This is a genomic window from Serratia sp. SM04, assembly GCF_040280225.1.
In the GTDB taxonomy this organism is placed as follows: domain Bacteria; phylum Pseudomonadota; class Gammaproteobacteria; order Enterobacterales; family Enterobacteriaceae; genus Serratia; species Serratia sarumanii.
The window spans coordinates 270,782-283,671 of the sequence record NZ_JBEOQT010000002.1; the positions used below are offsets into that span (position 1 = coordinate 270,782).

Genomic DNA, 12,890 nt, shown 5'->3' on the forward strand with positions numbered 1-12,890 from the left:
TACGCGCGCATTGATTGTAGGAAGGGCGCCACTGCATCGATTTCAACGCCCGCTCATCAATATCCAGCGAACACAGACGCACAGCACCAGAATGCGACAGCCACAGGTTAGCAATGGACGCGCAGTCATACTTCGTCTAACCTCGAAGTATGCATAACATCGACCTAGAAGATCGTTTGGCGGCGCTGAGCGCCGCCATCGCCGACCGCACCCGGGCGCGCATGCTGTGCCTGTTGATGGATGGGCGAGCCTACACCGCCACCGAGCTCAGCGCGGCGGTCGAGGTCGCCCCGTCCACCGCCAGCGCGCATCTGGCGAAACTGCTGGAGCAGCAGCTGATCGCCTGCGTCAAACAGGGGCGCTACCGCTATTTTCGGTTGGCCGGTCAGCCGGTGGCCGAAGCGCTGGAAGGCCTGATGGCGCTGGCAGGCGTACCGCGCCCGTCGGTGAAAAGCAGCACGCCCACCACGCTGCAATATGCCCGCACCTGCTACGACCATATGGCGGGCGAGGTGGCGGTGAAACTGCACGATCGGCTGCATGCGCTGAACTGGCTGAGCGGTGAGGAAGACTACCGCTTAAGCGACGCCGGTCAGGCCGCGCTGGCGCGGCTGGGCGTCGATTGCTCCCCCGCCCCCACCCGCCGCCGCTTCGCCTGCGGCTGCCTGGACTGGAGCGAACGCCGCTCTCACCTCGGCGGCGCGCTGGGCGCCGCGCTGTTGGCCGCCTTTATCCACCGCGGCTGGATCGTCCGCCGGCTCGACAGCCGCGAGTTGCAGCTGACCCCTGCCGGTAAAAAAGCGCTGGCAGCACATTTTGAACTCACGGTGTAACCCGGCGGCGGGGTAGTTTTACTGCAATACTCAAGGGGTACGCTTAGGCCACCCCGCCAACCCGAGGAGTTTCCATGCTCGATTCCACCCAATTCCCGATCGTCAAACGCTGGCCGGCTCAGCATCCTGAAAGGCTGCAGCTCTATTCCCTGCCGACGCCGAACGGCGTCAAAGTGTCCATCATGCTGGAAGAGATCGGCCTGCCCTATGAGGCGCACCTGATCGACATCGGTAACAACGAAACCTGGACGCCGGAATTCCTGGCGCTGAACCCGAACGGCAAGATCCCGGCGATCATCGATCCCGACGGCCCCGGCGGCCGGCCGCTGCCGCTGTTCGAATCCGGCGCCATTCTGCTCTACCTGGCGGAAAAGAGCGGCCGTTTCCTGCCGCAGGATCCGGCGCAGCGTTACGAAACCATTCAGTGGGTGTTCTTCCAGATGGCCGCCGTCGGCCCGATGTTCGGCCAGCTCGGTTTCTTCCACAAATTCGCCGGGCGCGAGTATGAAGATAAGCGGCCGCTGGAGCGCTACAAAAACGAATCGAAACGCCTGCTCGGCGTGCTGGAAACGCGCCTGGAAGGCCGCGACTGGATCATGGGCGCGGACTACACCATCGCCGATATCTCGCTGCTGGGCTGGGTGCGCAACCTGATCGGTTTCTATGAGGCGCGCGAGCTGGTGGAGTTCGACAGTTTCCCCCGCGTCGCGCAGTGGCTGGAGCGCGGTCTGGCGCGGCCGGCGGTGCAGCGTGGGCTCACTATACCGGCGCGCGCGGCCTGATCGTCAAACGGGATGGCCGCCGGGCCGTCCCGCCTTCCGCTGTCATAAAATTGTCATCCCTCTGCTCTACTCTCCTTACGTAACAATTTGATGTTATTTACATTGTTGTATTACGACAAGGAGCTTGCCCCATGCAACCTGCTGTATCCCTGATCGCCGGCGCCGTGCTGTCCGCCCTGCTCTGTTCCTCCGCCATCGCGGCGGAAACCTCGGCCAATGCCGATGGCCTGACCGAGCGCGCCGCGCGCGGCACCCTCACCGAACCGGGCGGCGCCCGTCGTCTGGCCGGCGATCAGACCGCCGCGCTGAAGGCGTCGCTGTCGGACAAAACGGTGAAAAACGTGATCCTGCTGATTGGCGACGGCATGGGAGATTCCGAGATCACCGCCGCCCGCAACTATGCCGAGGGCGCAGGCGGTTACTTCAAGGGCATCGACGCCCTGCCGCTGACCGGGCAATACACCCACTACTCGCTGGACAAGAAAACCCACAAACCGGATTACGTGACCGACTCCGCCGCTTCCGCCACCGCCTGGGCCACCGGGGTGAAAACCTATAACGGCGCGCTCGGCGTGGACGTGAACGGCAAAGACCAGCCGACGCTGCTGGAGATCGCCAAGGCGGCCGGCAAGGCCACCGGCAACGTCTCCACCGCCGAACTGCAGGACGCCACGCCGGCGGCGCTGGTGTCGCACGTTACCTCGCGCAAATGCTACGGCCCGGAGGAAACCAGCGAGAAATGCGCCGCTAACGCGCTGGAAAACGGCGGCCGCGGTTCCATCACCGAGCAGTTGCTGAAAACCCGTGCCGACGTCACGCTGGGCGGCGGCGCGAAATCCTTCAACCAACTGGCGAAAAGCGGCGAATGGCAAGGAAAATCGCTGAAAGATCAAGCGGCGGCGCAAGGTTATCAGTGGGTGAGCAACGCGGATGAACTGCAGGCCGTTACCCTGGCCAATCAGCAAAAACCGCTGCTGGGCCTGTTCGCCGACGGCAACATGCCGGTGCGCTGGCTGGGGCCGAAAGCCAGCTATCACGGCAACCTCGACAAACCGGCGGTGACCTGCGAAAACAACCCGGCGCGCACCGCGGCCACGCCAACGCTGGCGGCGATGACCGAAAAAGCGATCGCGCTGCTGAAAGACAACCCGAACGGCTTCTTCCTGCAGGTAGAGGGCGCGTCGATCGATAAGCAGGATCACGCCGCCAACCCGTGCGGGCAGATTGGTGAGACCGTCGATCTGGACGAGGCGGTGCAAAAAGCGCTGGCCTTCGCCCGCGCCGACGGCAACACGCTGGTGATCGTCACCGCCGACCACGCGCACTCCAGCCAGATCGTCGCCGCCGACGCCAAAGCGCCGGGCCTGACCCAGACACTGACCACCAAAGACGGCGCGCCGATGACCCTCAGCTACGGCAACTCGGAAGAGGAATCGCAGGGGCACACCGGCACCCAGCTGCGCGTCGCGGCCTACGGCCCGCACGCCGCCAACGTGGTGGGGTTGACCGATCAGACCGATCTGTTCTTCACCATGCGCGATGCGATGGGCATCAAGTAACCGCCATGTGAATCCTGGCCGCCCGCAACGGCGGCCGTTTATTATTGGTTACCGATGCGTATTTGCAATTTAACCGCAATTATTGTGTGATAACGAAATAACGTTTAATTACGCGACAATTAGCCCCTGAAAATAACGCGGTTATATGGCCTTACTCCCCTCTCTGTTTATTCCTGCGACAGCAACCGGCCTATTTTTGCTTATATTCATTTTTTTTAGTTACAAAAGTAGTTTTTAACATTCTCGCAAACAATAATACCCCGCCAGTAACGTGAACCGATCAATTTGCATCCGGACGGCCTGCAATAGTTCACTTTTCGTTAAAAACCCTATTAACAAAAAGGCATTATCGCTGCCTATCGGCTCACGCCGGGCGGTCGGCTTCACTATTTTCCAGGGTAACTCCCGCTAAATTCTTTCACCTGCAATGAGTAGAATTTACACACAAGAGATTTAATTCAATGAGAAAATTACTCGTCCTGATTTTCAGCCTCAGCCTGTTTAGCGTTACGCAGCAGGCAGCGGCTGAAGAGAAGAATAAAACCGTCGACGTGGTGTTGATCGGCGGCGGCATTATGAGCGCCACCTTGGGCACCTATCTGCATGAGCTGGAGCCGACCTGGACCATCGACATGTACGAGCGCATGAACGGCGTGGCGGAAGAGAGCTCCAACGGCTGGAACAACGCCGGCACCGGCCACTCCGCCTTCAGCGAAATGAACTACACGCCGGAAAAAGCCGATGGCACCATCGACATCAGCAAGGCGGTGAAGGTCAACGAGTCTTTCGAAATCTCTCGCCAGTTCTGGTCTTATCAGGTGAAAAACAATGTCCTGAAAGATCCGAAATCCTTCATTAACAGCGTGCCGCACATGAGCTTCGTGTGGGGCGACGACAACGTCAACTTCCTGCGTAAACGCTACGCGGCGCTGCAGCACAGCACCCTGTTCCGCGGCATGGAATACTCCGAAGATCCTGCGCAAATCAAACAGTGGGCGCCGCTGGTGATGAACGGCCGCGATCCGGCGCAGAAAATCGCCGCGACCCGCATGCCGCTGGGTACCGACGTCAACTTCGGCGTGATCACCCATCAGCTGGTTGACGCGCTGAGCACCAGCGACAAGTTCAAGCTGAACCTGAGCCACGAAGTGCGCGACATCAAGCGCAACGCCGATCAGACCTGGAGCGTGACCGTTGCCGATCTGAACCGCGACGGTAAAGAAACCACCGTTAACGCCAAGTTCGTGTTCATCGGCGCAGGCGGCGCCTCCCTGACCCTGCTGCAGAAATCCGGCATCCCTGAAGCCGACGGCTACGGCGGCTTCCCGGTCGGCGGCCAGTTCCTGGTCACCACCAACCCGGCGATCGCCAACCAGCACCTGGCCAAAGTGTATGGCCTGGCCAGCGTAGGTTCGCCGCCGATGTCCGTGCCGCACCTGGATACCCGCATGCTGGACGGCAAGCGCGTACTGCTGTTCGGGCCATTCGCCACCTTCTCCAGCAAGTTCCTGAAGAACGGTTCGCTGTTCGATCTGCTGCACTCGCTGAGCACCTCGAACCTGATGCCGATGACCCACGTCGGTCTGGATAACTTCGATCTGGTGAAATACCTGGTCGGCCAGCTGATGATGAACGACGACGATCGCTTCGCCGCGCTGAAAGAGTACTTCCCGGACGCCAAGCAGGAAGACTGGAAGCTGTGGACCGCAGGCCAGCGCGTGCAGATCATCAAGAAAGACGCGGATAAAGGCGGCGTGCTGCAGTTCGGCACCGAAGTCGTGAGCTCTGAAGACGGCAGCATCGCCGCTCTGCTGGGCGCGTCACCGGGCGCTTCCACCGCTGCGCCAATCATGCTGCACCTGATGGAAACCGTGTTCAAAGACAAAGTGGCGACGCCGGAATGGCAGAGCAAACTGAAAGAGATCATCCCGTCCTACGGCCACAAGCTGAACGGCGATATCGAGATGACCAACAAGATCCGCGGCTACACCAGCAGCGTGCTGGGTCTGAACTACATTGAAGTGAAACCGGAAACCAACTGATTTTCCACTCGTTTCCTGCTGGAAAGGCCGCTTTATGCGGCCTTTCTTTTATCCCCCTGCGATTCAAAGAGCATTTTTGGTCACCTTTTTCCCCCCGGTTTACCCTTGCGTAACGGCGCACTCGCGCCTATTATCAAAGTATATTCTTGGATAATTAAGCTAAGTCACTGTGACCTGAATGTCGTTTTTGCGGGAGAACTAAAACCATGGATCGCGTCAATATCATTCACGATTTACTAGACTGGATTGAAACTCATCTGGACCAGCCGCTGCTGCTGGATAACGTCGCCGCCAAGTCGGGCTACTCCAAATGGCACCTGCAGCGCATGTTCCGCAGCACCACCGGCCACGCGCTCGGCAGCTATATCCGCGAGCGGCGCCTGTCGCAGGCGGCGCAGGCGCTGCGCTCCACCCCGCGCCCGATCCTGGATATCGCCCTGCAATACCATTTCGATTCTCAGCCTTCGTTCTCACGCGCCTTCAAGAAACAGTTCGGCAAAACCCCGGCGGTGTATCGCCGCACCACCCGCTGGGACGTGGCGGAATGGCCGGCGCAGCCGGTGGAAGTGGAGGCCGAGCCACGCCACGATGCCCCCACGCTGCCTCGTTGGTATGCAGGCAAACCGCCGGAAGGCGTTTGCACCACCTGGATGGGGCTGCGCTGATAAACGCGGCATAACACGTAAAAAGGGTTCAGTTCTCGCGAACTGAACCCTTTTTAATTGAAGCGACACCGGATTATTTGAAGGTGACGTCAACGTTGGCGGTGGCGTTGAACACCCCGGTCTTCGGCGTATTGGTCAACCACTTCAGGTTCGCGATAAAGGTCTCTTTCACTTCGTTCTGCTTATCCTGCAGCACGCCGCCGAAATCCACGTTGGTTTGCAGTGGGATCGGCGTTTTGTTGGTGTCGCGTTGCTGAGTCAGGAAGATCGCCACGCCCGGTTTGGTGGTCGGCAGGATCTGCGTGTTATCTGACGGATCGGCGTTGGTGCTGCTGAAACTGGCCTGCAGAGACTGGCCGGCACACTCGCCGCCGCTCAAGGTCGCCTTGATATCGAACGGCACCTGCTTGGCGATAGTGCCGGTTTTGGCGCTGGACGTCGTCAACACACCGAAATCGACGCTGGCGCCGTTGTTGGCCAACACGGTGATCTGCGGATTGCACTGGATCACGCGGATCTTGTCCAAACCTTTGATATAGGCGTTAAAGTTGCTGTCTTTGGTGGCGTTCAGGCCCAACTCACCATCGATCTGGAACAGCGAAGCGCGCGCCAGCGGCGGGAAGTTACCCGCCGGCGGTTTCACCCCGGTGGCTTTGATATACACCGAATAAGTGGCGGTCACCGCCTGAGGATCGGCTTTCCTTCTATTACTGCCCGGTTTGGTACCCGGCCCCAAATCAGGGCCCGTCGGCCGGTTGGAACTTTGCTTCAGGTTGATCGCATCATAATCACGCCCGTTGATCGACACCCCAATCTCCAACGACTTATCCAGTGCGCCGAACGAGTTCTGCGGGTTCCAATAGATGTAAGCGTTCTCTCCACGCGGGTAGTTGTCGGTATCCCAGCAGGTAAAGGTGGAGGTAAAGTTCTGCGAACGCCAAATCAGGTTGCCTTTAACAAAGTCGCTGGCAGCCAACACGATCGGGCGGTCGACGTCGATATCCTGCGTCACGCTGCCGGTTGGCCTGCTACTGCCGGTCGAGTTGCCGAAACGGCACTGCATCGCCGCCGCCTGTTGCGCCATCGCCAACCCCGCCAGCCCCACCACCGACAGAAGTGTGTTACGTGCTAATTTGCTCAAGTTCATGGTGTACCTTACAGTTTTTGGCATTGCAGGGTCAGTTCCTGATATCCCATGGCCGCTTGTTTATCGCCCACGTCCGCCGGGATCGGCAGTACGCATTGCTGGTCGGCTTTCGGCCCCCATTTGATCGTCAGTTTCTCACCCGCTTTCACGCCGGAAACATAGGTTGCGCCTTCCAGGCCCACGGTGCCGCTGTTGCGGCCGGACTCGTTGAACACGCCGGCGCCGATGGCCGGATAACCGTTGTCACCCAGACGAGCATGAATCAGCAGGCTGACGCCCTTGAAGGTATCGAAACTCACCTTCACCACCGATTTCTCGGTCGGCACCACTTGCTTACTGGCCACCGGCACATCCAGGCCCGGGCCGAAATCTTCGGTGCGCAGCGCCACATAGTTGTAGCGGTACGGGTTGGCCGACGGCACAACCGCATAACCGAAGCGATCGATGGTCACGCCCGGCTGGTTTTCCAGACGCACGCCTTTGGCGTCTTTCGCTTCCACCAGCAAGATAGTGTTCTGCAACGGCTGCGTCAGCGTCGCGCCGCCGGAGTGCACCAGCAGGCCGCCGGAGAGGCCCACCCCTTCCTGACGGTATTTCGAGCTGTAGGCATAGCTACCGTCGATGTTACCGATGCTGCTGCTGTAGCCCAGGTTCAGGTTGCTGCTCTGACCGGAGGACTGCGTATGCCCGGTGGAAACCGAATAGTTCATGCGACGATCGTCCAGCATGGTGCCGCTGATGCCGGTTGAGTAGCTGTCGCCGCTCTGTTTGCTGTGCGCCGCGCTGAAGTTGGCAGTGGTCGAATTGTTGCTCTGGCCCCAATCCAACGGGATCGACATCGTGAAGTTCACGCTGCGATCGGAATAGCCGTACTGGCCGCGCGTATCCTGTAGATAAACGCCGTAGGAAATGCGCTTGAAGCCGTCGTTGTAACCCAACTGAATCGTGCGATCGTTACCGGATACGCCCCAGTAGTTCTGATGGCTCACGTTGGCGTACAGGCTGGCCCCCGCCCACAGCTGCTGGCTGAGCGACAGCTCGACGCGTTCGCGCTTGTTGCCGTAGCGCGCGGTGTATCGAGTGCGTTTCTGATTGTTGCTCCAGGAAGGCTGGCCCGGCTGCAGATCGTTCGGATCCCAGTAATCATTGGCATAAATGCCGTTGCGCCAGCTGTTGCGCTCCTGGACCGCATCGCTGAGATCATAGTAACCGGAAGTCGCATAGCGATAGCCCGCCAACTGGAAGTTGGTGCCCATCTGGTTGAGCGATTTGGAGTACAGGAAACGGAAGCTCTGCCCCTGCTTGCGATCGCCGTTCGCCAGCTCGGTATCGGAGATCGAACCGTCCACGGAGATGGCACCCCACGATCCCAGGCTCTTACCGATACCCACGGCAGCGGAACGGTAGTGCTCGGCAATGATGGCGCCGCCGAACGGCGTCAGGCCATAGTTCATGCCGTATGCCGCAGTACCCTGAATCAGCTTCGGCTGATAGCCACCGTTACCGTTATGGTATTTACCGGCGGTCAGCTGGAAGTTCCAAATGCCTTCGCGCAGCATGTTGGCCACGGAAGAGTAGGCGACGCTGAACGTTTTATGCGAACCGTCGGCCTCGTTGACGGTCACCTGCAGGTCACCGTTGTTGGTATGCGGATAGACGTCGTGGATCTCGAAAGGACCCGGCGCGACGTTGGTGCTGTAAATGACGTAACCGTTCTGGCGAATCTCGACGCGGGCGTTGGTCGCCGCCACGCCGCGCACCACCGGCGCATAACCGCGCAGGCTGTCCGGCAGCATGTCGTCAACGCTGGAGAGTTGTACCCCGCGGAACTGGAAGCTGTTGAACACGCTGTTGTTGGTGCTCGCCTGCCCCATCACCAAACGGCTGCGCCATGGCACGATGTCGGTCTCGGCCCAGGAAGAGACGTTGGTCCAGTTGCTGCTGCTGCCACTCTGTTTGTCCCAGGTGGAGTTGTTGCGCAGGCGCCATCTGCCCAGGTTAAGGCCGCTGTTCAGCGCGAGGAACATGTACTCGCTGTCGTCAGCGTCATCTTTGCGATAGCTGTTCTTGTTGTAGTTGAAGTTATAGTTGGCGAACAGCGCGTTGATGCCTTCATCGTACATGCTTGGCGGGATCGCGCCGATAGCGCTCAGATCCATCATGGTCTGAGGTACGGAAATGTTGATCTGCTGCACCGCCGCGTCATAGCTGACGGTGGCGTCTTTAACCAACGCAGGCAGATCAACGCAGCTGCCGGCCTGCAGCGTTTCCGGCAGTTTGATGCCGTAGTTGCGCAGGTCTTCAACTTTCAGGCAGGGTTGAGACGCGGTCTGGCCTTTAACCTGACGAAAAGTAACATCCTTATGATCGACCTGAGTCAGGTTGACGTAGATGTCGAATGGGTAAACGCCCGGTTGCAAAGCATCGCCCTGAGCGACCGCTTCCGCGTTGCTCAGGTTTTCATCGCCGTGAATAAACGACATGTTAAACTCTGCCAGCGCCGCTTCACTCCAGAACATCGGCGCACTGGCGGCAATGATTGCAATTCGGATCAGCTGTGTCAGCCGCGTCGTTCCGCCTGCTACTTTTCGTTGATTTGCCATTCCCTGTCTCTCTTATTGTACTGGAACGTCCTTGACTTCCGTTCTACCGCCAAAATCGTTGATATAACTGAAAGCAATCTTGTTGCCAACGCTGACGCCCGCCGGGATGCTGATCGATAAGCGATCTTTCGGGCTCACCATGTTGGCGTCCACATCCACGGTCTTGCCCGCGCTGTTTTTCAAATGCAGCGCCCCAAAGGTAATATGCAGCGGGCCATCGTTAATCACTTGCAGACGTGAACCTTCACGCTGCCAACGCAAGTTTTGTACTTGCTCGTCCAGCGTCGTTTTCAACGCCACCGGCCGGTAAAAAAGTTTGATTCGAGTACGCACCGCAACCTGCAGCACGTTTTCTTGCTTCGGCGCCGGCGGAATTTCCTGCACGTTAATCCACAGCAGGGTTTCTTTATCCTGGGGTAAGCCATTACCGGAATAGATAAAGCGCAGAACTGCAGTTTTGGCAGCGTCCAATTTCAGAATCGGTGGAACGACAACGACAGGTAGATTTTTCGGCACTTGGTTTCTGTCACCGGTGTCCAGCCAGGTCTGCACCATATAAGCTTCTGAAGCATCGTTATGAATCGGCAGAGAGGCGGATTTGTCGTCGCCTTTATAGATCACGCGAGTGGCATCTACCTGGATACCGGCGTAGCTGTTAAAGGTGCCCAGCATCAGCAGAGCAGCAAAGAACTTTTTCATCGGTTTCCTCTACGGGCCATCCTTGGCCGTGTGTGTCCTGAAAGACGATTATTTGTATTCGATAGTGAACGGGCTGGTGGCGTTAGCCAGACCTGCAGTTACGTTGCTGTCGAATGAACGGTAACGAGCCTGCAGGTTGAAGGTCGCTTTACCGTCAGCAGCGATGGTGACTTTCGCTACGTCGTCGTTGATGTTGGAACCGTCGCCGATAGCGAATGGCTTGCCGTTGTTATCGGTGATTTCGATACCCACGCCGGTAGCTGCAGCGCCGGTGCCGCCAACGTTGCTTACGGACAGCAGGTCTGGGTTGCCGGCAACGGTGTTACCGTCGAAACGCAGGCTGTAATCACCGGCATCACATTTTTCCAGAGAGATCTGGAAAGCTTTAGAAGCGGATTTAGAACCCACGGTTGGGAAAGCAGAAGTTGGGTAAGTACCCAGGTAAACTTCTTTATTCTGAGTATCGCTAGTTACCTGGCAGGTAGACTGTTTGATTTCACCGGTGAATTTAACAGTGCCGTTTGCTGCCATTGCGTTGGAAGCAGTTGCAGACAATACCAGGGCAGCCAAAGGCAATAATACTTTTTTCATTTCCAGCTCCATAGAACAATAAAATAATCGATTCAGTGGCGGGCTTATATATATTGCCGCCACTGAGCATACACTCAGCGATAGCACTCCCTTGCTGAAAAGGAGCGTTGCCTCGATGAACTCATTGCCGGACGAAATATAGACTAAGCATATTCTTAATGTTAAATCGTTTAAAACATTCATAAGCCCCCTCTTGATAGGAATAAACTATCGGCGAATACCTATCGATCGATGTTGACGATTCATATGAATAGGAATAATCTGTGTTTGGGAAAGCTGCAGAGTTCAAGATTTTGCATTAAGGCCTGAAAATCAGCATATTATCCCGAATATTTACATTTAGTAACATATTGCGACATTTGGACTTTGGCACGAATTACGCGTTAAATGGTCTGTCGACACGCTTCGGCCATTCTGGCGCTTTAAATAAGAAATTTACCAATAAACCTGGAGTAACTTTCTTTTTAAACATTTAAAATCAACAAGTTAAATATCAATCCAAGGATTGGGAAATGAGCGGTTCTTTCAGAGAGAAAAATAACGGCATTAATTATGTTTTTCAGCCAATGTTCGCGAAATCGGGACAATTGCTGGCCGTTGAATGTCTGTCTCGCTTTACGTTTAATAGCGAATACGCTCATTTTTCTCCTGAACAGTTCTTTCGCCACGCCGATAGCGCCACCCGGATTGAGATTTTGATGGATCAGATCAATCTGATCGATAAATACAAACACTGGTTTCATGAAAACCAAGTGATAGCCACTTTGAATGTTGACGATTATTCTCTGCAATCGCTGGCGAATACTCACTTTGCCGAAAGAATTAATGCCATGCGCTGTATTCATTTCGAGATCAGCGAGAATTCAACCCGGCTGGTGAAAGATCGCGTGCACGGCGATCCGTCATTGAATAGTTATTCATTTTGGCTCGATGATTTTGGTTCTGGCTATGCGGGTTTTTCCGCGTTGTACAACAGCCAGTTCCGCTTCGTTAAGCTCGACCGTTTTCTGCTCTGGGACTTCATGAAAAAGTCCGGCGGCGAGGGCTTGATGCGCGCATTACTGCGCTTCTTTTACCTTAATCATTACAAGGTAATTATCGAAGGAGTTGAAACTCCCGAACACAAGAAATGGCTGGATGAAATGCCATATTACGCACTGCAGGGAAAGCTGTGGAAGGAATCCAGCATCAAGGATTTGAACTCGCTTCTTACAGCTGAATACTTTTAACTCGGTATTGGTGTTTGCCCTATGTCTAAAAACAACGTTCTTGTGATTAGTGAGTGTAAGTACAGCTATGTTGGCCTGTCGGTGCTGCTGAAGAAACACTACGGCGCGTACGATATCCGCCTGTTTTCCGATTTCATGCACGGCGGCGCCAAAGCAGAGAAGATCACCAAGCACGATATCGCGCTGATTTTCACCTCGCAAAACCTGGAGCAGAGCGTTAACGTGATCGAAAGCCTGGTGTCCCTGCACCAGCAGTACAACAGCAAAACGCGCCTGTTGGTGTTCTACGACGACGAGCGCGTGGTGAAACTGCTGTCGATCCTGGGGATTTCCGTTGAGTTGGTCTCCACCCGCATTCCGCTTTATTCGCTGCAGGAAAAAATCCAGCGGCTGTTGGAAAGCAAAGAACCGGGCGGCATCAGAGTGCAGAAAACCCGCGAGCTCAGCCCGGCGGAAAGCGACGTGATCTTCAATCTGCTGCGCGGCGACAGCCTGCTGCACATTGCGGAAAAGCGCGGCACGCACCCAAAAACCATCTTCTCGCAAAAATACAGCGCGATGAAAAAGCTGCGGCTGCGCAGCATGAGCACCATCTTCGTCGCCGGCAAATAAACATCCTGGCTTGTTGCGCGGTACGCCGCGCGGCAACCCGTCTCCCCTGCCGCCACGTTAAATTAATGTAACAACCGGCGACAAAGCAGCAACAGACACACAACATCTCCTCCTGTTGGCTACGATTC

The 12,890-nt window shown here is 56.6% G+C and carries 11 protein-coding genes; 7 read left to right on the forward strand and 4 right to left on the reverse strand.

What is annotated here, in order from left to right:
- Positions 1 to 149 precede the first annotated feature (149 nt).
- The 5 genes from ABTW55_RS04235 to ABTW55_RS04255 all read left to right on the forward strand — a co-directional run bounded on the left by ABTW55_RS04235 (position 150) and on the right by ABTW55_RS04255 (position 5,881).
- Positions 150 to 833 carry a helix-turn-helix transcriptional regulator gene (locus tag ABTW55_RS04235; RefSeq protein WP_060419920.1) on the forward strand — a complete coding sequence of 228 codons (684 nt, stop codon included), beginning with the start codon at positions 150 to 152 and terminating at the stop codon, positions 831 to 833.
- 74 nt (positions 834 to 907) lie between these two features.
- Positions 908 to 1,615: a glutathione S-transferase N-terminal domain-containing protein gene (locus tag ABTW55_RS04240; protein ID WP_039566863.1), complete on the forward strand. Its 708-nt coding sequence runs from the start codon at positions 908 to 910 to the stop codon at positions 1,613 to 1,615.
- 131 nt (positions 1,616 to 1,746) lie between these two features.
- Positions 1,747 to 3,174 carry an alkaline phosphatase gene (gene phoA / locus ABTW55_RS04245; RefSeq protein ID WP_033646822.1) on the forward strand — a complete coding sequence of 476 codons (1,428 nt, stop codon included), beginning with the start codon at positions 1,747 to 1,749 and terminating at the stop codon, positions 3,172 to 3,174.
- Between the two features lie 461 nt (positions 3,175 to 3,635).
- On the forward strand, positions 3,636 to 5,216 hold the full coding sequence (locus tag ABTW55_RS04250; RefSeq protein ID WP_033637693.1) for a malate:quinone oxidoreductase: 1,581 nt from the start codon (positions 3,636 to 3,638) through the stop codon (positions 5,214 to 5,216).
- A gap of 206 nt (positions 5,217 to 5,422) precedes the next feature.
- Entirely contained in the window at positions 5,423 to 5,881 is a 459-nt protein-coding gene (locus tag ABTW55_RS04255; RefSeq protein WP_033646824.1) for a helix-turn-helix domain-containing protein, read from the forward strand.
- 73 nt (positions 5,882 to 5,954) lie between these two features.
- Here the strand turns inward: ABTW55_RS04255 and ABTW55_RS04260 are convergent, their stop codons facing one another.
- The 4 genes from ABTW55_RS04260 to ABTW55_RS04275 are packed head-to-tail and all read right to left on the reverse strand — an operon-like array spanning position 5,955 to position 10,921.
- Entirely contained in the window at positions 5,955 to 7,022 is a 1,068-nt protein-coding gene (locus ABTW55_RS04260; RefSeq protein WP_376787958.1) for a fimbrial protein, read from the reverse strand.
- 14 nt (positions 7,023 to 7,036) lie between these two features.
- Complete coding sequence (locus ABTW55_RS04265; RefSeq protein WP_033646825.1) at positions 7,037 to 9,631, reverse strand: fimbria/pilus outer membrane usher protein; 2,595 nt, start codon at positions 9,629 to 9,631, stop codon at positions 7,037 to 7,039.
- Between the two features lie 12 nt (positions 9,632 to 9,643).
- Positions 9,644 to 10,330, reverse strand: a complete 687-nt coding sequence (locus tag ABTW55_RS04270; protein ID WP_033646826.1) for a molecular chaperone — start codon at positions 10,328 to 10,330, stop codon at positions 9,644 to 9,646.
- Between the two features lie 48 nt (positions 10,331 to 10,378).
- The gene (locus tag ABTW55_RS04275; protein WP_033647475.1) at positions 10,379 to 10,921 is read right to left on the reverse strand and encodes a fimbrial protein; all 543 of its coding nucleotides are present in this window, start codon (positions 10,919 to 10,921) and stop codon (positions 10,379 to 10,381) included.
- A 512-nt stretch (positions 10,922 to 11,433) separates the two neighbouring features.
- Here ABTW55_RS04275 and ABTW55_RS04280 point away from each other — a divergent pair.
- Both ABTW55_RS04280 and ABTW55_RS04285 read left to right on the forward strand, forming a co-directional pair.
- Positions 11,434 to 12,150, forward strand: a complete 717-nt coding sequence (locus tag ABTW55_RS04280; protein WP_033637688.1) for an EAL domain-containing protein — start codon at positions 11,434 to 11,436, stop codon at positions 12,148 to 12,150.
- Between the two features lie 21 nt (positions 12,151 to 12,171).
- A complete protein-coding gene (locus ABTW55_RS04285; protein WP_004939094.1) occupies positions 12,172 to 12,762 on the forward strand; it encodes a LuxR family transcriptional regulator in 591 nt (196 codons plus the stop codon).
- Positions 12,763 to 12,890: the final 128 nt, after the last annotated feature.